The following is a 22,094-nucleotide window of genomic DNA, read 5'->3' on the forward strand; positions in this document are numbered from 1 at the left end:
TCAAGGGGGAATGACTATGTACTTGACACCTCAGCATATCTTGCTCGCCGGGGCCTCTGGGCTGACCGGGGAACAACTGCTCGACCGCCTGCTCAACGAGCCTACCATTGTCCGCGTCCTCGCACCCAGCAGACGTCCATTGAGCGAGCATCCGCGCCTGGAAAACCCCGTGGGCGATCCTGCGAACGTTCTGCCGCAACTGAGCGGTGAGGTGGAAATCGCCTTCTGCTGCCTGGGCACGACCATCAAGCAGGCCGGTTCCGAGGCAGCCTTTCGCGCGGTAGACCTGGACTTGGTGGTGGCCTTCGGCAAGCGTGCACTGGAGATGGGCGCACGCCACCTGATCGTGGTCAGCGCGCTGGGTGCCGACCCCAAATCGTCGATCTTCTACAACCGGGTCAAAGGCGAAATGGAAGAGGCCCTGAAACAGCAGGGCTGGCCACAATTGACCATTTGCCGCCCTTCGCTGCTGCTGGGGGATCGAATTGAACCACGCCTGGGCGAACAACTGGTCGGCCCGCTATCGCGGCTTATTCCAGGTAAATACCACGGCATAGAGGCCTGCCAACTGGCCCGTGCCATGTGGCGCCTGGCCCTGGAAGAGCAAAGCGGTACGCGGATTGTGGAGTCCGACGAACTGCGCAAACTGGGTAAATGATGAACTCGCCAGGCAGACACCTCGTGACCGCCTGGCGAAGCACTACAACCCGCCCGTAGCCTGAAACCCAACCCCCAACACCGTCAGCACCGACAACGGCAGTAACAGCGTGTCGAGCAAGGCACTGGCCGGCAGGTCCACCCCCGGATAGCGCGGTGCCTCGGCACCAAAACGGTCCATGGCGCAACAGCCGCCCTGCAACGCATACCAATCCAGACGCGTTCCCGAGTACACCAACGGCGCCCCCGGCTTGGCAGCATTCAGGGTGCGGACCGAGGCACAGCCGCTCAGTTGCAGAACCGCTAGCAGCATCAACAGGGATTTATTCATCACAGCTCAAGTGATGCTCGCCCCAACGCGGCAACATGTCCTGAGGAATATTCAGCAGGTTGAGAATCCGCGCCACGACGAAATCCACCAGGTCATCGATGGTTTGCGGCTGGTGATAGAAACCCGGCGAGGCCGGCAGGATGGTCACCCCCATGTTTGACAGCTTGAGCATGTGCTCCAGGTGGATGCTCGAATACGGCGCTTCCCGGGGCACCAGAATCAGTTGCCGACGCTCCTTGAGGGTCACATCCGCAGCGCGTTCGATCAGGTTGTTGCAGGCTCCGGTGGCGATCGCCGACAAGGTCCCGGTGGAACACGGCACCACCACCATCGCCGCTGGCGAGCCGGAGCCCGAAGCCACCGGCGACATCCAATCCTCCTTGCCATAAACGCGGATCTGCCCCGCCGCCGCACCGGTGTATTCGGTAAGGAAAGCCTGCATCGTCTGTGGTTTGGGTGGCAGCGAGACATCGGTTTCCGTGGCCATGACCAACTGTGCGGCCTTGGAAATCAGGAAATGCACCTCACGATCCTCGCGCACCAGGCAATCGAGCAGACGCAAACCGTACTGAGCGCCCGAGGCGCCGGTCATGGCCAGGGTAATGCGGTCCGGGCCATTGTTCATTGCAGCGCCTCAGCCAGTTTGCCGTGTAGTCCGCCGAAACCGCCGTTGCTCATGATCACCACCTGGGTGCCGGGTTTGGCCTGGCTTTTCACCCGCGCGATGATGCCTTCCAGGGAGTCACTGACAATCGAGGGTACCGAACACAAGGCGGCCGTGGCCGCCAAATCCCAGCCCAGATTGGCCGGCGCGTACCAGATCACCTGATCAGCCTGATTGACGCTTTCCGGCAGCCCGTCACGGTGCGCGCCGAGCTTCATCGAGTTGGAGCGCGGCTCGATGATGGCAATCACCGGCGCATCGCCCACCCGTTTACGCAGACCGTCCAAGGTGGTGGCAATGGCCGTCGGGTGGTGGGCGAAGTCGTCATAAATAGTCACACCGTGCACTTCGGCGACTTTCTCCATGCGCCGCTTCACGTTCTTGAACGCACTCAGGCCGGCAATCCCCATGGACGGCACCACGCCGACATGACGAGCCGCCGCCAGGGTTGCCAGGGCATTGGCGACGTTGTGCTGGCCAGTCAACTCCCACTCCACCACGCCCTGGCGCACGCCTTCGAACATCACTTCAAAGGCCGAGCCATCCGCGCTGAGCAACTTGACCTGCCACTGGCCACCGACACCGGTGGTCTGCACCGGCGTCCAGCAGCCCATCTCGATCACCCGCTGCAACGCCGGCTCGGTCGTCGGGTGAATCACCAGGCCTTCGCTGGGGATGGTCCGCACCAGATGGTGGAACTGCCGCTCGATGGCTGCCAGGTCAGGGAAGATATCGGCATGGTCGAACTCAAGGTTATTGAGGATCGCCGTGCGCGGACGGTAATGGACAAACTTCGAGCGCTTGTCGAAGAAAGCGCTGTCGTACTCATCGGCCTCGATCACAAAAAACGGCGTGCCACCCAGGCGCGCCGAAACCGCGAAATTCTGCGGCACCCCACCGATCAGGAAGCCCGGGCTCATGCCCGCATGTTCCAACACCCAGGCCAGCATGCTGCTGGTGGTGGTCTTGCCGTGGGTTCCGGCCACTGCCAGCACCCAGCGCCCTTGCAACACATGGTCGGCCAGCCACTGCGGACCCGAGACATAAGGCAGCCCTTTGTTCAGCACATATTCCACGGCTGGATTGCCCCGGGACATGGCGTTGCCGATCACCACCAGATCCGGCGCAGGGTCCAACTGAGCAGGATCATAGCCTTGCGTCAGCTCGATGCCCTGAGCTTGCAGTTGAGTGCTCATCGGCGGATAGACGTTGGCGTCGGAACCGGTGACGTGGTGCCCCAACTCTTTGGCCAGAACCGCCATCGACCCCATGAAAGTGCCGCAGATACCGAGAATATGGATGTGCATAGTCGACCTCATAAAACATCGGCGCAGGTTAGCCTAGAGGGCTGTAAATCGCACCCATTAGCTGACCGGGAGGCTGCTGAGCTTGCCGCTGCTGGCACAAGGCAAGCGGCCCTGTACCGGCGGTCACAGGTGCGGTTTAACGCGCAATACCGTGTTTGCGCAGCTTTCTATAGAGGGTGTTGCGGCTGACCCCCAACTGTTCGGCGGTATGGGTCATGTGCCAGCGCTGTTGCTCCAGGGCTGCCAGTAGCGCAACCCGCTCGGCGTCGTCCAGGGGGCGCTCCTGCGCTTCGGCAGCCGGCTCGCCAACCGGCGCCGTGCGACTCTGTCGGATCAAGGGCGGCAGATCCTCCAGACCGATACGGCCGTTTTCGCACAGCGCCGCGAGGGTCCGCAGCACGTTGCGCAATTGCCGCACATTGCCCGGCCACTCATAACCCAGCAGGGCCTGACGCGCGGCCTCATCCAGCGTCACCTGCTGCCCGCCGGCCTCTTCGAGCAGAAGAAAATCCAGCAACTGAGACTTGTCACTGCGTTCACGCAAGGCCGGCAAGGCGATCTCCAGGCCATTGAGCCGGTAATACAAGTCCTCGCGGAAACGGCCATCACGTACCCGCTCCAGCAGATCCCGGTGGGTGGCGCTGATGATCCGCACGTTGACCGATTGCGGCTCACCGCCAATCGGCACCACCAGGCGATCTTCCAGCACCCGCAGCAAACGCGTCTGCAGGGCCAGGGGCATGTCGCCGATTTCATCGAGGAACAAGGTGCCGCCATCGGCCTGTTGCAACTTGCCACGCATGCCTTCCTTGCGCGCGCCGGTAAAGCTGCCACCGCGATAACCGAAGAGTTCGCTCTCGATCAGGCTCTCCGGAATCGCCGCGCAATTGAGGGCGACAAAGGTTTTATCCGAACGGGCACTGCCCTGGTGCACGGCCTTGGCAAAAGCTTCCTTGCCGGAGCCGGTTTCGCCATTGATCAACAGCGGCACATCGCGCTCGAACACCCGGGATGCCCGGCGAAAATCGTTCTGCAGCCCTTCATCCCCCAGGCAGATACCCGTGGTCTTCGGTTGCACCACCACAATCGGCGCTTGCCGCACTGGCGGCGAGACCGGCTGCGGCTGCCCCCGCAACAGGGCAAACAGGCGCCGCCCATCACGGGTGCGCAAAGGCCAACTGGCGCTGGCGTTGATACTGGCGCGGCTGAGCAGTTCATCCAGGGAACAGTCGAAAAAGTGCTCCACCGGTTGCCCCAATAAACCGCCGCGAACATGCCCCAGCAGATTCAAGGCACTCTGGTTGACCGCACAAATCCGTCCCTCGCCGTCAAAGGCCAGCAACCCTTCGCTGAACAGGCCCACCGACTCGGCCTGCAGATGAAAGCGCAGCAGCCATTGGTTTTCGAAATAACGCAGGAAATAACAGCTCTCGATCATTTTCGCCGAGAGATTGACCAAAGCCATGGTGTGGAACTGACTCTGGCGGGACATGTCCTGGCGCGCCGACGACACATCCAGCACCGCCAGCAATTCACCATGAGGGTCGAACACCGGGCTGGCGGAACAGGTCAGGCCGGTGTGCCGGCCACGGAAGTGCTCGCCCTGGTGAATGGTCAGCGACTGACGCTCCACCAGGCAGGTGCCGATGCCATTGGTGCCCTCCCGGGCCTCGCTCCAGTCGGCGCCAAGCCACAGCCCGGCATGCTCGAAAATCTTGCGCTCGCTGGGAGCGGTGATGCAGTTGAGGATCACCCCTCGGGCGTCGGTCAGCAGCACCGCATGCCCGGCGCCAGACAATTGCTGATGCAGGTGGTTCATCTCGGTGCCGGCGATTTGCAACACATCCTTGAGACGTTCGCGGCTCTCCAGCAGACGACCATGCTCAAGCACCGTGGGCGCCATGACCTGGGCCGGGTCGAGGTGATAGTCCTTAAGGCAGCGCAACCAGGAACGGGCGATCGAAGGGTCGCTGCCGGGCCCTTGCAGGTGCGCTTTGCCCTGGGCCACCGTGAGCACTTGCTGGGCATGCCGACTCAAGTGATTACTGCTGTGCATTTCTTATTATTCTCCTGCTGCGCGGTCACGCTCAGATGGAACACCGCCGCCGCTGTCGGACAGCAATCGCCTCAGAGCGGGAGGCAGTTCGCCAGATAAATCTGACCAGATTGGGCATGCGGACCAGCATCCTCCAGCCGCCGTTTCATTGCAATGGTGGCTTGACCCGTGAGTCACAGCTTGTGCCATCCAGGTTACAAACTGTCACTACGCGCTGTACCAGATCCGTCACAGGCCAGGCTCCGCGGGGTATCGAAACATCCGCAACCCCCTGATACACGGGCCTCGCATCACGCTGGCCCGACCTTTGCTCTACGCTTGATATGCGCGACAGCGCGTCCTCCCCCATAAGCATAAAAGCCAGGAGATACCCACCATGCGTTACGCACACCCCGGTACTGAAGGCGCTATCGTTTCGTTCAAGAGCCAGTACGGTAACTACATCGGCGGCGAATTCGTCGCGCCAGTCAAAGGCCAGTACTTCACCAACACTTCGCCGGTCAACGGCCAGCCCATTGCCGAATTCCCCCGCTCCACCGCCGAAGACATCGACAAGGCGCTGGACGCCGCCCATGCCGCCGCTGATGCCTGGGGCGCCACCTCGGTGCAGGCCCGCTCGCTGATCCTGCTGAAGATCGCCGACCGCATCGAACAGAACCTGGAACTGCTGGCCATCACCGAAACCTGGGACAACGGCAAAGCGGTACGCGAGACACTGAACGCCGACATCCCCCTGGCCGCCGACCACTTCCGCTACTTCGCCGGTTGCCTGCGGGCCCAGGAAGGCAGCGCCGCGGAAATCGACGGCAACACCGTCGCCTACCACATCCATGAACCGCTGGGCGTGGTCGGGCAAATCATCCCGTGGAACTTCCCGATCCTGATGGCCGCCTGGAAACTCGCCCCGGCCCTGGCCGCGGGTAACTGCGTGGTGCTCAAGCCCGCCGAACAGACCCCGCTGGGCATCACCGTGTTGATGGAAGTGATCGGCGACCTGCTGCCACCGGGCGTGCTCAACGTGGTGCAAGGTTTCGGCCGCGAAGCCGGCGAGGCCCTGGCCACCAGCAAGCGCATCGCCAAGATCGCCTTCACCGGCTCGACCCCGGTGGGCTCGCACATCATGAAATGCGCCGCCGAGAACATCATTCCATCGACCGTGGAGCTGGGCGGCAAGTCGCCGAACATCTTCTTCGAAGACATCATGCAGGCCGAACCCAAGTTCATCGAAAAGGCCGCCGAGGGCCTGGTCCTGGCGTTCTTCAACCAAGGTGAAGTCTGCACCTGCCCATCCCGTGCTCTGGTACAGGAATCGATCTACGACGAATTCATGCAAGTGGTGATGAAGAAGATCGAACAGATCAAGCGTGGCGACCCGCTGGACACCGACACCATGGTCGGCGCCCAGGCCTCTGAGCAGCAGTTCGACAAGATCCTTTCCTACCTCGACATCGCCAAGAACGAAGGCGCGCAGCTGCTCACCGGCGGCAAGGTGGAGAAACTCGAAGGCGACCTGTCCAGCGGCTACTACATCCAGCCGACCCTGCTCAAAGGCACCAACAAGATGCGTGTGTTCCAGGAGGAGATCTTTGGCCCGGTGGTCAGCGTCACCACCTTCAAGGACGAAGCCGAAGCCCTGGCGATTGCCAACGACACCGAGTTCGGCCTGGGTGCCGGGGTCTGGACCCGCGACATCAACCGCGCCTATCGCATGGGCCGCGGGATCAAGGCCGGCCGCGTGTGGACCAACTGCTACCACCTGTACCCGGCGCACGCCGCGTTCGGTGGCTACAAGAAGTCCGGCGTTGGCCGTGAAACCCACAAGATGATGCTCGACCACTACCAGCAGACCAAGAACCTGCTGGTGAGCTACGACATCAACCCACTGGGCTTCTTCTGATCGATCCTCCCGGCGACCCTGGTCGTCGGGAGGCCTTTTGCGGCCCGCGCCGCGCCCGCTCACCTTCTCGGATCCGCTGCCGATGGCCAGCCGGACGGGACACTGCTGTCGGAAGTTCTGCGCCAAAACAGTCGTGCATACAGCCCCTGGCTCACTCAAGAGAGCCTGAACAATAATAAAAAGGGACCAACGCAATGGATCAGATCGGCAACTACGTGCTCTACCTCATCATGCTCTGCGCGGTACTCGGCGCTTTCGCCGCTATCTATGACAGCGAACGAGGATTGGGCAAAGAATTCATGGAAGGCATCCATGCCACCGGCTACATCTTCGTACCGGCGGCGGGAATCATGGCTTCCATTCCCTATCTCACCGTGGTCATCGAAACCGTCTTCGGGCCATTCTTCAATTCCCTGGGCGCCGACCCGGCTCTGGCGGCGACCATGATCATCGCCTCGGACATGGGTGGCTATCAGTTGGCCTCGGCCCTGGCCGCCAGCAAGGAAGCCCTGGTGATGGCGCTGATCACCGGCTTCATGGGCGGCGCCACCATCGTCTTCTCGATTCCCATGGGCCTGGCGATGCTCGATAAACGCGACCACAAGTACATGGCCCTGGGGATCATGTCCGGCATCCTCACCATCCCCATCGGGGTGATGATCGCCAGCCTGATCCTGGCCTTCAGCAACCCAGTGGTACGCGAACTGGTGAGCACCAACGGCGAAGCCAGCTATCAATTGGCCCTGGGCCTGGGCAGCATCTTCGCCAACCTGCTGCCGATCCTGACCTTCGTCGTGGCCCTGGCCCTGGGCCTGCGCTTTTTGCCGGACATGATGATCAAGGGTTTCATCGTCTTCGGCCGAGCCATGGATGCGGCGATCAAGCTGGTGCTGGTGTTCTCCATCGTCGAGTATTTCACCGGAGCCTTCTCCGCGGTGTTCGGCGGCTGGGGCTTCCACCCGATCATTGCCGACGCCGAAGACCAGACCCGCGCCCTGGAAACCGCCGGCTACATCGGCATCATGCTGGCCGGTGCCTTCCCCATGGTCTATCTGCTGCGCAAATACCTGGGCAAACCCCTGGAGAACCTCGGCGGCAAGATCGGCCTCAGCGCCGTAGGCAGTGCCGGCATGCTGGCCACCATCGCCAACATCCTCGCCATGTTCCGCCTGGTGCGCTTCATGCCCCCAAGGACAAGGTGATCAACATTGCCTTCGGGGTCTGCGCCGCGTTCCTGCTGGGGGATCACCTGTCGTTCACCGCCAACTTCCAGCCCACCATCATCCTGCCGGTACTGATCGGCAAGATCAGCGCCGGCTTTGTCGCAGTGGGCCTGGCCTACTGGTTGTCGGTGCCCAAGGCCTTGCAGTTGGAAGCCGAGGATCGGGCCGCCGGAATCATCGCCGAAGGTGAGTACCTGGGCGGCACGACGCTGGAAACCCCGGAACCTGGCGGCCAGAAAGCCACGGCCTGACCGCAGCGCGGCGAGGAAGCCTGCATGCAAACCGTTACGGGCGGCGCACCGGTCTTGCTGCTGGGGTTGGACTTCGGCTCCACCACCAGCAGCGCGCTGATCGCCCAGGCCAGCCTGAGCAGCCATTGCGTCACCGGACGCATGGCCCTCAACGAGCCCCGGGTGCTGTTTCGCAGCGAGCCGGTGTTTACCCCGTTCAAGGACCGGATCATCGATGAAACGGCGATCCAGGGCCTGATCGAATGCTGGCTTGAGCAGGCCGGCGTGTGCGCGCAACAGCTGTTTTCCGCAGGCGTGATCATTACCGGCCTGGCGGCGCGGCGGCACAACGCCCAGGCCCTGACACGACGAGTGGAGCAACTGATCGGCAACGTACTGATCTCCCGCGCCGACGATGGCGGGCTGGAGTCCTGGCTGGCGTTCATGGGCAGTTGTTCGACCCTGAGCCGCTGTCATCCATGGCAACCGCTGCTCAACCTGGATATCGGCGGCGGCACCACCAACGCCGCCTGGGGCCTGGACGGCAATGTCCTGGCCAGCGGCTGCCACTTCATCGGCGCCCGGCACTTGCAGTTCGAACCGGGTGGTTATCGCCTCAGCGCGCTGTCGGAATTCGGCCGGGCGCTGCTTGATCACCTGCAGATCCATAAGACCGTTGGGCACCCGCTCGACCGCCCGGAGCGGGATGCGGTGGTCAACTGGTACGTCGACGCCCTGGTCGCCATTGCCGAAGGTGATCGCACCTTCTTTACCGGCCCGTTGGGCCAACTGACCGAACAACTGCCGTTGATTCTTCCCGAACACAAGGCCCACCCGGCCCTGACCTTTTCCGGTGGTGTGGGCGAACTGCTCTATCGCCACCTGCAAGGCGAACCCATGCCTGGCACCACTTATTACGGCGACCTGGGCATCGATCTGGCCCTGGCTATCGCCCGCCACCCGCGACTGGTCCGGGATGCCAGCCGCCTGGTGCCGGAAAACCGCGGCCGGGCCACGGTCTACGGCCTGACCCTGCACAACACCGAAATTTCCGGCAGCACCCTGTTTCTACCCCAGCCCGAGGTACTGCCCCTCAAGGACCTGCCCATTGTCGCTCGCCTGCCTGTCAGCGCCAGCCAGCAACAACTGGACGACGCTCTGGCCCTGGCCTTGAGCAGTCGCGACGGCGCCTGCCTGCAATTGCTCGACGGCGGCCAGGCGCCGGGCCTGGGGGAAATCCGTCAATTGGGCGCCCTGCTGTGCCGGGCCCTGGGCGCCGCCCAGCCCGAACCTCAATGGCCGCTGGTGCTGCTGCTGGAAAGCAACGTCGGCAAGGTCCTGGGCAACTACGCCACGGATTGGGGGCGCAGTTCTTGCAACCTGATCGTCATCGACGAAGTGCGCGAGCGTTCGGCGCACTTCATCAACCTGGGAAAACCCCATCAGCACATCGTGCCCGTCGCCTTTTACGGGGTGCATTAAATGCCGATGTCGGCCAAGGAGTTTCTTGCCATGTCACTCACCGCACTGCAGCAGATCCGCCTCCCCAACGTGCCTGCCGAACGGGCCTATGGCACCCGGGTATTGGACCGCGAGATCCAGTTCACCAGCCTCAAGGCGGTGCTTGGCGCCGCCGATATCAGCAAGGCCGGCGACCGCGTAGCGGGACTGGCGGCGGTGGATGAAATCACCCGCGAGGCGGCGCGCAAGGTGCTTTCCGAGCTGACCCTGGATCACTACTTCCAGCACCCGCTGACCGACCGCCACGGCCGCATCGACAGTGTCATGCAGGTCAACTACGACATCGACCACCAGGTCTTCGGCGAGATCGCCCAACTGACCCTGGGCGCCCTGAAAGATCGCCTGCTGCGCAGCCATGGCACTGAAATACGCCGCATCGGCACGGCCCTGACCGGGGTGATGGTGGCGGCCCTGGCCAAGCTGCTGGACGTGCATGAACTGATCCTGCTGTCGAAAAAGCTCAAGAGCGGCGCGGCGGCCAAGGCCAGGACCCTGGTGGGCCTGCCCGGTACTCTGTCGTCGCGGCTACAGCCCAACCATCCCACCGACAACCTCAGCGGCATCACGCTGCTGGTCTACACCGGCCTGAGCATGGGCTCGGGGGACGCGCTGATCGGCCTTAACCCGGCCATCGACACCGTGGACAACATCAGCGCCACCCTGCGTCACCTGGATAAATTGCGTAGGGAAACCGGAGCGCCGACGCAAATCTGCGTGCTCTCTCACATCAAGACCCAACTGGCCTGCCTCGACCAGGGCGCGCCAGTGGAAATCATGTTCCAGAGCCTGGCCGGCACCGAACGCACCCTGACCGACGAGTTCGACGTCACCGTGCAGTTGCTGGATCAGGCCTGGCAGACCATGACCGAGCGCGGCCCGCTGCGCGATGTTGCAGAAAACTTCATGTACTTCGAGACCGGCCAGGGCAGCGAGCTGACCTACGGCAAGCACGAAGGCATCGACATGACCACCTGCGAAGCCCTGTGCTACGGGCTGGCCCGGCGTTATCGGCCGTACATGGTGAACAACGTCACCGGCTTCATCGGCCCGGAAACCCACCTCGACAACTTCGAGATGACCTATTCCTGCCTGCAGGACCAGTTCATGGGCAAGTTGCTGGGGCTGCCCATGGGCATGGCGCCCTGCTACACCCTGCATTCCCAGGTGACCCTGGAAGGCCAGCAGATGGCCACCGAACTGCTGACCGCCGCCGGCGCCAACTTCTTCATGGACGTGTACCTGAGCACCGACCGCATGCTCGCCTACTTCGACACCAGCGCCCACGACAACCAGACCCTGCGCGAAGTCCACGACCTGGCGCCGGCCCCGGAATACCTGCGCTGGGCCCTGGGCAAGGGGATTTTCCAGGAGGATGCCCACGGCAACGTGGAGCGCGGACCGAACTGGGGCAACCCACGGATTTTCTGTGAGTCGGACATCGACTTCCAGCGCCTGCTGGAGTCCACCCCGGCCACCTACGGCTTTGACAACGCCGGCCCACGCCCGGCCAACGCGGTGTCGCGCACCGTGCGCGCCAACCTCGCGGTGGCCCGAGAGGCGATCTACGTCGACCTGCGCCCCAGCGAAATCGGCGCCATTGCCCTGCGCGAGCTGCGCACCGCCGCCCCGGACAAGCTGGCTCACCTGCAAGACCCGGAGTTGGGCGCGCGGCTGACCGAGGAGGTGCTGCGGCGCCTGCAACCGGAATACAACGACGTGCAGATCGTGATTTCCGACGGCCTCAGCGCCGAAGCCATCCACCACAACATTCCCGAACTGCTGCCGGTGCTGCTGGATGGCCTGCAGAGTCGCGAGCTGCGCATCGGCCAGCCGATCCTCGCGCCCTATGGCCGGGTCAAGCTGGCGGAGTCGGTGGGCGAAGCCCTGCAACCGCAACTGATCATCGTGCTGATCGGCGAGCGTCCCGGCGGCGATGCCCTGGCCTCGCGCAGCATGTCCGCCTACCTGGGCTACCGCCTGCCGGACGACCAGGCACGCCGCGCCGCCGCCCAGTTCAGCGGCAACCCGGACATTCGCTACGAATACACCGTGATCTCGAACATCTACAGCGGGGGCCTGCCGCCGCTGGAAGGCGGCAGCCTGGTGGCGGAAAAGGCCTTTGCCATCCTCCACCACCGGGCTGCCGGCAACCGTCTGGAAAACCTGCTGAAGAAGGTGGCATCCTGATGATCCGCCAGCACTCGGCAACGCCCCTACATCGTTGAAACGGAGACTGAGATGGCCCAATTTTCCCACAGCGTAGGTTCTCAGACCTATCGCTTCGACAGCCTCAAGGACGTCATGGCCAAGGCCAGCCCGGCCCGCTCCGGGGACTTTCTGGCCGGGGTCGCCGCCCTCAACGACGGCGAGCGGGTCGCCGCCCAGATGACCCTGGCGGATATCCCCCTCAAGCACTTTCTCGAAGAGGTGCTGATTCCCTATGAGTCCGACGAAGTCACCCGGCTGATCATCGACACCCATGACCGCGAGGCCTTCGCCACGGTCAGCCACCTGACCGTGGGTGGCTTTCGCGACTGGCTGCTCAGCGACGCCGCCGACGAGCAAAGCCTGCGGGCCCTGGCCCCGGGCCTGACCCCGGAAATGGCCGCCGCCGTGTCGAAGATCATGCGCGTGCAGGACCTGATCCTGGTGGCGCAGAAAATTCGCGTGGTGACACAGTTTCGCGGTACCCTGGGCCTGCGCGGGCGCCTGTCCACCCGCCTGCAACCCAACCACCCCACCGACGAGCCGGCGGGCATTGCCGCGAGCATTCTCGACGGCCTGCTGTACGGCAACGGCGACGCGATGATCGGCATCAACCCGGCCACCGACAGCATCGCCTCGATCTGCGCCATGCTGGAAATGCTCGACGCCATCATCCAGCGCTACGAGATCCCCACCCAAGCCTGCGTGCTGACCCACGTCACCACCTCCATCGAGGCAATCAACCGCGGCGTGCCCCTGGACCTGGTGTTCCAGTCGATCGCCGGCACCGAAGCGGCCAACGCCAGCTTCGGCATCAACCTCAACGTGCTCCAGGAAGGCTACGAGGCCGGCTTGAGCCTGAACCGCGGCACCCTCGGGCAGAACCTGATGTACTTCGAAACCGGCCAGGGCAGCGCCCTGTCGGCCAATGCCCACTTCGGCATTGACCAGCAGACCTGCGAAACCCGCGCCTACGCCGTGGCCCGGCATTTCAAACCGTTCCTGGTGAACACCGTGGTGGGGTTCATCGGCCCCGAGTACCTGTACAACGGCAAGCAGATCATCCGCGCCGGGCTGGAAGACCACTTCTGCGGCAAGCTGCTGGGCGTGCCCATGGGCTGCGACATCTGCTACACCAACCACGCCGAAGCCGACCAGGACGACATGGATAACCTGTTGACCCTGCTGGGCGTGGCCGGGATCAACTTCATCATGGGCATCCCCGGGTCCGACGACATCATGCTCAACTACCAGACCACGTCCTTCCACGACGCGCTCTACGCTCGCCAGACCCTGGGCCTGAAACCTGCGCCCGAGTTCGAGCAATGGCTGGCCAGGACCGGCATTTTCACCCAGGCCGACGGCAAGGTGCATTTTGGCAACAACCTGCCGCCGGCCTTTCGCCAGGCACTGGCCCAGTTGGGATAAGGAACAGGTTCATGCAAAAACACCCGACCGACTCGCAAAACCCCTGGCTGGAACTGCGCCGCCTGACCCCGGCACGCATTGCCCTGGGCCGCACTGGCACCAGCCTGCCCACCGACGCACAACTGGACTTCCAGTTCGCCCACGCCCAAGCCAGGGACGCCGTGCATCTGCCCTTCGACCACGCGAGCCTAAGCGCGCAACTGGCGGAACGCGGCCGCGACAGCCTGCTGGTCCACAGCGCCGCCACGGATCGTCACAGTTACCTGCAACGCCCCGACCTCGGGCGGCGCCTCAGCGATGAGTCGGCACAGAGCCTGCGCGACTATGCCAGCGCTCATCCTGGCGGCGTCGACCTGGCGGTGGTGGTGGCCGACGGCCTATCGGCGCTGGCGGTGCATCGCCACACCTTGCCCTTTCTGGCACGCATGGAAGAACAGACCGCCGCCGAAGGCTGGTCGCTGTCGCCTGTGATCCTGGTGGAACAGGGCCGGGTGGCGGTGGCCGACGAGATTGGCGAGCTGCTGGGGGCGAAAATGACCGTGATCCTGATCGGTGAGCGTCCCGGGCTCAGTTCCCCCGACAGCCTGGGGCTGTACTTCACCTACCAGCCGAAAGTCGGGCTCACCGACGCCTATCGCAACTGCATCTCCAATGTGCGCCTGGAAGGCCTGAGCTATGGCATGGCCGCCCATCGCCTGCTGTACTTGATGCGTGAAGCCTGCCGTCGACAACTGTCAGGGGTTAACCTCAAAGATGAAGCGCAAGTGCAGACGCTGGACAGCGACACAACGGCGGACATGAAGGGCAACTTCCTTCTGGGGCCGCCTCAAGCGTGATTCTGCAAGACAATTGCGCTTTTTCGCCGCTTTGGGCAGCATCGCAACACGGCTGCCCGAGTCATCCACCCTGTGCCGTCACATCCACTTGAAGTTGAGAGCCACCCATGCGGATTACTCAAGCAACCCTCGAGCACCTGGATCTGTTGACCCCGTTATTCGTCAAATACCGTGAATTCTATGGCGCCCTGCCTTACCCGGACTCGTCCCGGGCGTTTCTGGAAAAGCGCCTGCGCCGCAAGGAATCAGTGATCTACCTGGCCCTGGCCGATGACGACAGCAACAAACTGCTGGGCTTTTGCCAGCTCTACCCAAGCTTCTCTTCCCTGTCCCTCAAGCGCGTGTGGATTCTCAACGACATCTACGTCGCCGAAGACGCCCGTCGCCAACTGGTGGCCGATAACCTGATGCGTACCGCGAAGAAAATGGCCAAGGAAAGCAACGCCGTGCGTCTGCGGGTATCCACCAGCAGCAACAACGAAGTGGCACAGAAAACCTATGAGTCCATGGGCTTTCGCGAAGACTCGGAGTTCAAGAACTACATCCTGCCACTCAGCGACGACTGAGCCGCCAGACAGCGGCCTGCGGGCCGCTTCATTTTGTCGGGCATGGCTGTAGCCCCCCCTAGCCTGCCGCGATCAATCGCCGAAACGCCCCGCTACAATCTGAACACGCATTTCACCTATCAGCCTTTATAATGCCGACCCTTTCGAATCGTAAGAAAATCTACACATCCTTGTAGTCCCTTTCTCCGAGTCATCGCACAGGCCTGCCGAGCCAGGCTGCCACCACAGGTGCCCCATGGATTTCAACCCGATCGACCTAATCCTTCATCTCGACGTTTACCTCGACATGCTGGTGACCAACTACGGGCCCTGGATCTACGCCATCCTGTTTCTGGTGATTTTCTGCGAAACCGGCCTGGTGGTGATGCCTTTCCTCCCGGGCGACTCCTTGTTGTTCATCGCCGGCGCGGTAGCCGCTGGCGGCGGCATGGACCCGGTACTGCTGGGAGGCCTGCTGATGCTGGCGGCGATCCTCGGTGACAGCACCAACTACGTGATCGGACGAACGGCGGGAGAACGGCTGTTCAGCAACCCCAACTCGAAGGTCTTCCGCCGCGACTACCTGCAGAAAACCCACGATTTCTATGCAAAGCATGGCGGCAAGACCGTGACCCTGGCGCGCTTCCTGCCGATCATCCGTACCTTCGCCCCCTTTGTCGCCGGCGTGGCCCGCATGCCCTACCCACGGTTCTTCGCCTTTAGCGTCGCCGGCACCATCCTCTGGGTCGGCGGCCTGGTGACCCTGGGCTACTTCTTCGGCAACGTGCCGTTCATCAAGAAGAACCTCTCGCTGCTGGTGGTGGGCATCATCCTGCTGTCCCTGGTGCCAATGATCGTTGGCGTACTGCGCAGCCGCTTTGGCCGCAGCGCTGAAAAAGCCGAAACCCACTAAGCCGTATGTGGTCCCTCAGCGCCTGGCGCCGCAAGCGCCGGCTGGCCAAACATCCGGTCAGTGATGAAACCTGGCAACGGGTGCGTCAGCACCTGCCCTTCCTCGACGGCCTCAACGCCGCCGAGGACCGTTGGCTGCGGGAAGCCAGCGTGCTGTTTCTCGACGACAAGCACCTCACCGCCCTGCCCGGCGTGGAGCTGCATCAGGAGCAACGCCTGCTGCTGGCCGCCCAGGCGCAACTGCCATTGCTGCACCTGGGCGACCTGAACTGGTACCAGGGTTTCCATGAAATCATTCTTTACCCCGACGACTTCCTCAGCCCCCAGCGCCACCGCGATGCCAGCGGTATCGAGCATGAATGGGACGGCGAGCACAGCGGTGAAGCCTGGCAGCAGGGCCCGATTATCCTCGCCTGGCCTGGGGTGCTGGCCAGTGGCGGCTGGGAAGCCTACAACCTGGTGATCCACGAACTGGCCCACAAGCTGGATATGCTCAACGGCGACGCCAATGGCCTGCCGCCGCTGCACAGCGACATGCGCGTGAGCGACTGGGCCCAGGTCATGCAACACGCTTACGACGACCTCAACCGACGACTCGACCACGACCCGAACGCCGAAACCGCCATCGACCCCTACGCAGCGGAAAACCCGGCGGAATTCTTCGCCGTCACCAGCGAATACTTCTTCAGTGCACCAGACTTGTTAGTGGCGGCCTATCCGAAAGTCTATGAACAGTTGCAGTTGTTTTATCGGCAGAATCCATTGGCCCGGCTACAGCAACTTCAAGCTCAAGACCCGGTCTATCAAACGCACCACTAATGTCCTGTCGCGCTGTTTAAGTTGTTCATCTGAAGGCCAGTTGAAAGACCACTGTCCCGCCTGCCGACCGATGGCAAAACCGCCGGTCGCACGGCCCGCCCGAACAGCTCTGCGCGACAGTACAACCAAGGTTCTACGACCCTTGGCACGTAGCATCGGTAGCGGAGTGTGTCTATAATCGCCGCCACTTTTTGGTCAATCCGACCAAGTCATTTGGTCAACTAACGGGGGCAACGCCCAATGAGCTACAGCAAGATTCCGGCGGGCAAAGACCTGCCGAACGACATCTACGTCGCGATCGAAATCCCGGCCAACCACGCGCCGATCAAGTACGAAATCGACAAAGACAGCGACTGCCTGTTCGTTGACCGTTTCATGGCCACCCCCATGTTCTACCCGGCCAACTACGGTTTCATCCCCAACACCCTGGCTGACGACGGCGACCCCCTCGACGTGCTGGTCGTGACCCCCTACCCAGTAGCGCCAGGCTCGGTGATCCGTGCCCGTCCAGTGGGCATCCTGAACATGACCGACGACGGCGGCGGCGATGCCAAAGTGATCGCGGTTCCTCACGACAAGCTGTCCCAGCTGTATGTCGACGTGAAGGAATACACCGACCTGCCAGCCCTGCTGCTGGAACAGATCAAGCACTTCTTCGAGAACTACAAAGACCTCGAAAAAGGCAAGTGGGTGAAGATCGACGGTTGGGGCAATGCCGATGCAGCCCGCGCCGAGATCCTGAAGTCGGTTGCCGCCTATAAAGGCTGAGAAGCAGCGTTAAGCTTCGAGCGACAAGCTTCAAGAGAAAGCCCCGAGTGATCGGGGCTTTTTCGTACCTGTTCCCCCCCATCGCAGTCGTCTTGCCAGCCAACAAGGCCGCACCAAACACGCACCCGGCAACAAATTCCCACGCACTATTTTCGTCCCCAGGGCCTCCGGATAGCGCTTCGCACTGGGAATTGCCGGCGAATATGCGTATGCTGCGCCCCACATTTGCGCATCGACCCTTTCTGCGGTCAGATCGCCCGACGAAGCGGATGACTTTCCTGCCCAGTCCCACAGCCAGCCGCAAGAGCTGGGTGTACGTTTTGAAGGCTGGTGCGGTTTACCAAAAATGAACCAAGCCAGTCCCCGAGAAGCCGGCCACAAGCCGGCTTTTTAATGCCTGAAACCCGGGTGCGGGAAGGCACAGCCACTCCGACAGCAGGTGCAGGATGCACGCCCCAGTCTACCTAGCAACCCCCTTCACCCCCGTTCGCAAGGCGCATGCCCTGACATGCATCCGCTCATCGCGCCGGACCATCACAAGCCTCTTGGCTTCCACGCTCACCGCCCTTAGCCTATGCGGCTGCGTCGGCGCCTGGGTGGATATGCCCGATAAACGAGTGTCGAGAACCGCGGCTCACACGCAATTGATCGACAGTGGCAAGACTCCCGTCATCACCCGGACGGAAAAGACCGCGTCCGAGCGCCATTGGTGCGGCACCACCCTATGGGCGGTCATCATTCCCATTCCCCTTAAGCTGCCGGTTTGCGAGTCGTACAGCAGCGCGACCGCATACGGCAACGACATCAACGGGGTTGAAACGCCGCTGCTGCATTCAAGCCAGAAGATGGCATCGGACTTCTACGCCTGCGGCCCCTTCCTGTTTCTGGGACCGATCATGCACAGCTACCGGGGCAACGCGATCTGCGGGTCGTTTCAGTAATTCACCTGGTATCCCCATGGGCATATACGACATTCAACAGCGCACATTGAGTGTCAATCACCAGCGGTGGCATGGTTTCTATCCAGCACGCGCCTAAACCAACGAACTACCCATGCTAAGCTGCGCGCCGCTTCGGGCATCGCCCGGGATCTATCTCACTGAAAAAGGACGCTCAGTCATGCCGCTGCCGGCCGCCGTACGCCTGCCACTCTCGTTATTCTGCCTGTTTAGCGCCCTGTCCTTGAGCTGCGTGTGCGCCCACGCCGACGCACAACAGGACGTCGCCAAGGGCCGTTGGCAAGGCCTGGCCGGTATGGCCAACCTGTACCTGGACGACGCCAGTGCGGCGGATTTCATCGAAGCCGGGGATAACGAAAAGAGCCAGCACGACAACTATGCCGGTGCTCTCGCCTACTACCTGACCGCTGCGCGCCTGGACCCGAAAAATGCCTACGCCTCCTACCAGGCAGCTGGCAGCCTGGCCGCCATGGACAAGAACAAACGCGCCGCCGAATTCCTCGATCAGGCCCGCGAACGCGGTTTCTGGCAGTGGGTGATCCTCAAGGAGGATGACGAACTGCAACACCTGCAACAGGATCCGGCCTACCAGAAGCTGCTGCAGGCCGCCGAGAAAAACTACCCAGCCAAGGCCAAGGATGCGGGCCTGGCGGCCTTCAGCATTCCTCAGGGCAAGGCGCCAGCCGCAGGCTGGCCGGTGGTGGTCTGGCTGTCGGGATTCGGTACCGAGGGCAGCGACGGTATCGATATGCGCGCGGACCTCGTGGGCGAGAAGGCCGTGCTGGTGGGCATCAACGGTACCCTCAAGCGCGATGAACACCAGTTCATGTGGCAGCAGCATTCTGTAGCGCCCACTCAGAAAGCGGTCAACGCGGCGTTGAAGACACTGGAAAAACAGACTCGTATCGACCGCTCGCGCATTGCTCTGATGGGTTTCTCTCAAGGCGCCGAGCACGCCTCGCACCTGATCGCCGAGTACCCTCAGCAGTACAGCGGCGCGTTGCTGCTGTCCCCCGGCGGCTACCGGATTCCATTCGGCGAAACCAAGGCCCGGGACAAGCGCATCGTCATTGTCCATGGCGCCAAGGAGCACGAGAGCAACCAGAAGCTCACCGCCACCACGCAGCAGGCCCTGGAACCCGGAAACCAGGTCCAGAGCCATGAACATGCCGAAGGCCACACCTTCCAGGGCGACTGGCGCAAGGCCTATCCGGGCTACCTGAAGTTCGTCCTGAATCTTTGATCTGGCCAAACACCCGGCGGCGCAAGACACCGGATTCGATCATGGATAGCTGAAGCTGCGCACCAGGGTCAGTTCTCCCGGTGCGCGCATTGGCACGATGAACGATTCGATCTTCTCATCCGGCGTGCCTTCTTCGGTGATCACCGTCACTTGGGCGGTGGTCAGGGCTTGCACAGCGTCTTCTTGTCCGTCGTCACGACGATAACCACCGCCGTAGTAGTTCACATACACCAGGTACTGGCCCTTGAGCGGTGCTGGCATGGAGAAGATTTCCGGGCCGTAACCGGTGGTCACGTCCACATCCAGGGCCGCACCATTGGGTGCCACGCGATTGCCGTACCAGACACGTGCGCCATCCGGGGTGACCAGGTGCAAATCGAGGTCGGTGTTATCGCTGTCCCAGGACAGCAGCACCCGCAGCTTGGGCGGAGTCACGCCACCACCGGTGTTGAGGAACTGCACGCGCTTGCGCAATTGACCATCGGGGCTGCGCACTTCCAGGCTGTTGCTGCCATTGGGGAAGGAATACGGCCGATCGAAACCGCCCTGCTGGTCGAACTTGAGCGGCATGCTGACGCCATTGACGATCAGTTTGCCCGGCTGTTTCTCGGCCTTGGGCGTGCCTTTGATCTGTCCGCGAATCCGTGCGGTATCGGCCTGGCCCTCGGGCGTGTTCACCGAAGAGGCCGGATAGTTGACGGTCTGACGGTATTGTTCGCCATCAACGGCGCGGGTGCGCCAGCCACCTTTGGGGGTGTCGAGCTGGATGCCACTGTCGGCCAGGGCCACGGGCAGACTGAACATTCCGCAAAGGAACAGGAGGACCGGGGGAGCAGGAAGTTTCATGGCCTATTCCAATATAAGGTGGCGGGCGAGCCCTTCGATGTAGGTTTCATCCTGGCCATTGGGATGCGCTTCAAAGGCCAGGTGCAGGTATTCGTGAGTCAGGTCGAGACGGTCTTGCAGCGAAAGTACGCCGCGCACGTAGATGCGTTGTCGCTCGCGGTCGACGTAAGGCCGACCGAAGCCCAGCCGGCAGACCGCGAACTGACTGATTTCGTTGTAGCCCACCTCTTGCTGCAACGGCCGGCGCCAGCCTCGGCGCTGTTTGAGCAGCCAGTCCTGGGCCGCAGGCAAGGGTTCGCATGACGCCTGTGGATTGTCCCAGCGACTGAGGCTGGCACGGGGATAAGCGTGCAGCAGGATGGCGTCATAACGCTGCCCGGCTCGGGCCTGCTCCACCGCCTGCTGCCAGGACAGCTTGTCCGGCGCACTCAAGTCCGAGTGATAAGTGACCTGGGTGCCGGCCAGCACCAGATCATCCGTCCAGGCGGCAATGGCTCGGGCTTCGGTGCTGGCCGGACGCGGGGCGACCCGCTGACGGTTGCTGCTGTCATCAATGCTCAGGCACTCACCGCTGCGGCCTGCGTTCTGCAACAAGTAAGTGCGAATGGCCACGGCCAGAGCCTTGGCTGCCTCCACCGGCTCGCTCCTGGCTTCGCGTTGCAGCACCCGGGCCACGTATTCCTCACGGTCCAGGCGCGCCACCAGTTGCAGGGCCGAGGCACCGCGTTGCAGAAAGAGTTCGCCGGCGCTATGGATAGCCAACTGATTACCGTTGGCGAACGCCACCTGATAATCCCCTTGCAGAGCGCCCGGCTGAGCCATTTGCCCGTTGTGGCTGACGCTTTTCAGTGGATAACGCGAGAACAGGCTGACTTCCACGCAACGGCCTTTTTCCGGCGCAGGACGCTGCGGCAGTACTTGGTTCAGCACCTCAGCGTAGTCTTTCAACACCCGTTGACTGGTGCCACGGCCGCCCACCCACAGCGGCGTGCCATCGGCCAGCCAGCCGGCAAAGCCGCCTTGGCGCGACAGTCGGTCGTGATCACCCAGCCAGCTCCAGGTCTTGACCCGCAGGCGTGAACCCAGGGCGCCCACCACCGCGCCGTCGCCGGCCTTGAGCACCACGTCCAGTAACACCCGGCGAGCAGTGTCCTGAGCCGGCAGCAACGCCAGCGTCTGCAACAGTTGCGCCACCGGTACCCGGGTTTGCGGTTGCAGCCGGTTCAGGTCCTGCAACCAGTCCGGAGCCTTGCGGGCCTGCCAGTACTGCCGCCAATCAGCTGCGGACACCTGCAAGCGCTGAGGCTCGAAATACAGACCACAGGAACGCACCAGCGCCTGGTCCCTGGCGATACTGCCGCCCACCGAGCAGCAGTAGACCTCTTCTTTGGACTTGCCCTGGCAGGCGTAGGCCGGCTCCTGGGCGCCAGTGTCCACCAGCCAGGCATAGACGAAGAGCTTCCAGACACTGCCAAGTGGCGCCTGCAGATCACTCGGCAGCGGCTCGCGAGCCAGTACCTGAGTCTTGGAGAGACTCACCAACTCACTGTCCGGGGCGGCTTTCCAGGCCAGACGCAGCGGCTCGTCCTGGGCGATCACCCACCCAGGTAGCAAACACAGGCACAACCAGAGCCAACGCCGCGGCAT

General features: G+C 62.6%; 18 protein-coding genes and 1 pseudogene. 13 read left to right on the forward strand and 6 right to left on the reverse strand.

Features of this window, described 5'->3' with window-relative positions; genetic code table 11:
* The first annotated feature begins 16 nt into the window (after positions 1-16).
* Positions 17-658, forward strand: a complete 642-nt coding sequence (locus tag PLD_RS00885) for an oxidoreductase (RefSeq protein WP_159889005.1) — start codon at positions 17-19, stop codon at positions 656-658.
* A gap of 42 nt (positions 659-700) precedes the next feature.
* Here PLD_RS00885 and PLD_RS00890 read toward each other — a convergent pair whose 3' ends face one another.
* The 4 genes from PLD_RS00890 to PLD_RS00905 all read right to left on the reverse strand — a co-directional run bounded on the left by PLD_RS00890 (position 701) and on the right by PLD_RS00905 (position 5,015).
* Positions 701-988, reverse strand: coding sequence for a YceK/YidQ family lipoprotein (locus PLD_RS00890; protein ID WP_159889007.1), 288 nt, complete (start codon positions 986-988; stop codon positions 701-703).
* Positions 981-1,613 carry a flavin prenyltransferase UbiX gene (gene ubiX, locus PLD_RS00895; RefSeq protein ID WP_159889009.1) on the reverse strand — a complete coding sequence of 211 codons (633 nt, stop codon included), beginning with the start codon at positions 1,611-1,613 and terminating at the stop codon, positions 981-983. Before ubiX ends, PLD_RS00890 begins: the two co-directional genes overlap by 8 nt.
* Entirely contained in the window at positions 1,610-2,959 is a 1,350-nt protein-coding gene (mpl, locus tag PLD_RS00900; RefSeq protein ID WP_159889011.1) for a UDP-N-acetylmuramate:L-alanyl-gamma-D-glutamyl-meso-diaminopimelate ligase, read from the reverse strand. The genes ubiX and mpl overlap by 4 nt, the downstream gene beginning before the upstream one ends.
* A gap of 136 nt (positions 2,960-3,095) precedes the next feature.
* The gene (locus PLD_RS00905) at positions 3,096-5,015 is read right to left on the reverse strand and encodes a sigma-54-dependent Fis family transcriptional regulator (protein ID WP_159889013.1); all 1,920 of its coding nucleotides are present in this window, start codon (positions 5,013-5,015) and stop codon (positions 3,096-3,098) included.
* Between the two features lie 376 nt (positions 5,016-5,391).
* Between PLD_RS00905 and PLD_RS00910 the strand changes: the two genes are divergently transcribed.
* From PLD_RS00910 to PLD_RS00965, 12 genes and pseudogenes are all read left to right on the forward strand, one after another.
* A complete protein-coding gene (locus PLD_RS00910; protein ID WP_159889015.1) occupies positions 5,392-6,912 on the forward strand; it encodes an aldehyde dehydrogenase family protein in 1,521 nt (506 codons plus the stop codon).
* Positions 6,913-7,106: 194 nt separating this feature from the next.
* Positions 7,107-8,386: pseudogene (gene eutH / locus PLD_RS00915) on the forward strand (ethanolamine utilization protein EutH).
* Between the two features lie 24 nt (positions 8,387-8,410).
* Positions 8,411-9,847: an ethanolamine ammonia-lyase reactivating factor EutA gene (locus PLD_RS00920; RefSeq protein WP_159889017.1), complete on the forward strand. Its 1,437-nt coding sequence runs from the start codon at positions 8,411-8,413 to the stop codon at positions 9,845-9,847.
* 30 nt (positions 9,848-9,877) lie between these two features.
* Positions 9,878-12,073, forward strand: a complete 2,196-nt coding sequence (locus PLD_RS00925) for an ethanolamine ammonia-lyase (RefSeq protein WP_159889019.1) — start codon at positions 9,878-9,880, stop codon at positions 12,071-12,073.
* A gap of 51 nt (positions 12,074-12,124) precedes the next feature.
* Positions 12,125-13,519: an ethanolamine ammonia-lyase subunit EutB gene (locus PLD_RS00930; RefSeq protein ID WP_159889021.1), complete on the forward strand. Its 1,395-nt coding sequence runs from the start codon at positions 12,125-12,127 to the stop codon at positions 13,517-13,519.
* 11 nt (positions 13,520-13,530) lie between these two features.
* Positions 13,531-14,355, forward strand: a complete 825-nt coding sequence (gene eutC / locus PLD_RS00935) for an ethanolamine ammonia-lyase subunit EutC (RefSeq protein WP_159889023.1) — start codon at positions 13,531-13,533, stop codon at positions 14,353-14,355.
* Between the two features lie 107 nt (positions 14,356-14,462).
* The gene (locus PLD_RS00940; RefSeq protein ID WP_159889025.1) at positions 14,463-14,921 is read left to right on the forward strand and encodes an N-acetyltransferase; all 459 of its coding nucleotides are present in this window, start codon (positions 14,463-14,465) and stop codon (positions 14,919-14,921) included.
* Between the two features lie 235 nt (positions 14,922-15,156).
* Positions 15,157-15,813: a DedA family protein gene (locus PLD_RS00945; RefSeq protein ID WP_159889027.1), complete on the forward strand. Its 657-nt coding sequence runs from the start codon at positions 15,157-15,159 to the stop codon at positions 15,811-15,813.
* A 5-nt stretch (positions 15,814-15,818) separates the two neighbouring features.
* Positions 15,819-16,631 carry a zinc-dependent peptidase gene (locus PLD_RS00950; protein WP_159889029.1) on the forward strand — a complete coding sequence of 271 codons (813 nt, stop codon included), beginning with the start codon at positions 15,819-15,821 and terminating at the stop codon, positions 16,629-16,631.
* Positions 16,632-16,871: 240 nt separating this feature from the next.
* Complete coding sequence (gene ppa / locus PLD_RS00955; protein ID WP_011063696.1) at positions 16,872-17,399, forward strand: inorganic diphosphatase; 528 nt, start codon at positions 16,872-16,874, stop codon at positions 17,397-17,399.
* A gap of 602 nt (positions 17,400-18,001) precedes the next feature.
* Positions 18,002-18,340 (forward strand): hypothetical protein, encoded by a 339-nt coding sequence (locus PLD_RS00960; protein WP_256674526.1) that lies wholly within the window; start codon positions 18,002-18,004, stop codon positions 18,338-18,340.
* A gap of 178 nt (positions 18,341-18,518) precedes the next feature.
* Complete coding sequence (locus tag PLD_RS00965) at positions 18,519-19,601, forward strand: dienelactone hydrolase family protein (protein WP_159889031.1); 1,083 nt, start codon at positions 18,519-18,521, stop codon at positions 19,599-19,601.
* Between the two features lie 39 nt (positions 19,602-19,640).
* Here PLD_RS00965 and PLD_RS00970 read toward each other — a convergent pair whose 3' ends face one another.
* Together PLD_RS00970 and PLD_RS00975 are read right to left on the reverse strand one after the other, a co-directional pair.
* Complete coding sequence (locus tag PLD_RS00970) at positions 19,641-20,447, reverse strand: YfaP family protein (protein WP_159889033.1); 807 nt, start codon at positions 20,445-20,447, stop codon at positions 19,641-19,643.
* 3 nt (positions 20,448-20,450) lie between these two features.
* Positions 20,451-22,094, reverse strand: coding sequence for a DUF2300 domain-containing protein (locus PLD_RS00975; RefSeq protein ID WP_159889035.1), 1,644 nt, complete (start codon positions 22,092-22,094; stop codon positions 20,451-20,453).

It is taken from the genome of Pseudomonas sp. LD120 (genome assembly GCF_009861525.1).
Classification (GTDB): domain Bacteria; phylum Pseudomonadota; class Gammaproteobacteria; order Pseudomonadales; family Pseudomonadaceae; genus Aquipseudomonas.

What these genes read in the sequence shown, in the direction of transcription:
- PLD_RS00885 (WP_159889005.1), top strand. Translation starts at nt 17, where the DNA reads ATGTACTTGACACCTCAGCATATCTTGCTCGCCGGGGCCTCTGGGCTG.
- PLD_RS00890 (WP_159889007.1), bottom strand. Translation starts at nt 988, where the DNA reads ATGAATAAATCCCTGTTGATGCTGCTAGCGGTTCTGCAACTGAGCGGC.
- ubiX (WP_159889009.1), bottom strand. Translation starts at nt 1,613, where the DNA reads ATGAACAATGGCCCGGACCGCATTACCCTGGCCATGACCGGCGCCTCG.
- mpl (WP_159889011.1), bottom strand. Translation starts at nt 2,959, where the DNA reads ATGCACATCCATATTCTCGGTATCTGCGGCACTTTCATGGGGTCGATG.
- PLD_RS00905 (WP_159889013.1), bottom strand. Translation starts at nt 5,015, where the DNA reads ATGCACAGCAGTAATCACTTGAGTCGGCATGCCCAGCAAGTGCTCACG.
- PLD_RS00910 (WP_159889015.1), top strand. Translation starts at nt 5,392, where the DNA reads ATGCGTTACGCACACCCCGGTACTGAAGGCGCTATCGTTTCGTTCAAG.
- PLD_RS00920 (WP_159889017.1), top strand. Translation starts at nt 8,411, where the DNA reads ATGCAAACCGTTACGGGCGGCGCACCGGTCTTGCTGCTGGGGTTGGAC.
- PLD_RS00925 (WP_159889019.1), top strand. Translation starts at nt 9,878, where the DNA reads ATGTCACTCACCGCACTGCAGCAGATCCGCCTCCCCAACGTGCCTGCC.
- PLD_RS00930 (WP_159889021.1), top strand. Translation starts at nt 12,125, where the DNA reads ATGGCCCAATTTTCCCACAGCGTAGGTTCTCAGACCTATCGCTTCGAC.
- eutC (WP_159889023.1), top strand. Translation starts at nt 13,531, where the DNA reads ATGCAAAAACACCCGACCGACTCGCAAAACCCCTGGCTGGAACTGCGC.
- PLD_RS00940 (WP_159889025.1), top strand. Translation starts at nt 14,463, where the DNA reads ATGCGGATTACTCAAGCAACCCTCGAGCACCTGGATCTGTTGACCCCG.
- PLD_RS00945 (WP_159889027.1), top strand. Translation starts at nt 15,157, where the DNA reads ATGGATTTCAACCCGATCGACCTAATCCTTCATCTCGACGTTTACCTC.
- PLD_RS00950 (WP_159889029.1), top strand. Translation starts at nt 15,819, where the DNA reads ATGTGGTCCCTCAGCGCCTGGCGCCGCAAGCGCCGGCTGGCCAAACAT.
- ppa (WP_011063696.1), top strand. Translation starts at nt 16,872, where the DNA reads ATGAGCTACAGCAAGATTCCGGCGGGCAAAGACCTGCCGAACGACATC.
- PLD_RS00960 (WP_256674526.1), top strand. Translation starts at nt 18,002, where the DNA reads ATGCCCGATAAACGAGTGTCGAGAACCGCGGCTCACACGCAATTGATC.
- PLD_RS00965 (WP_159889031.1), top strand. Translation starts at nt 18,519, where the DNA reads ATGCCGCTGCCGGCCGCCGTACGCCTGCCACTCTCGTTATTCTGCCTG.
- PLD_RS00970 (WP_159889033.1), bottom strand. Translation starts at nt 20,447, where the DNA reads ATGAAACTTCCTGCTCCCCCGGTCCTCCTGTTCCTTTGCGGAATGTTC.
- PLD_RS00975 (WP_159889035.1), bottom strand. Translation starts at nt 22,094, where the DNA reads ATGCCGCGGCGTTGGCTCTGGTTGTGCCTGTGTTTGCTACCTGGGTGG.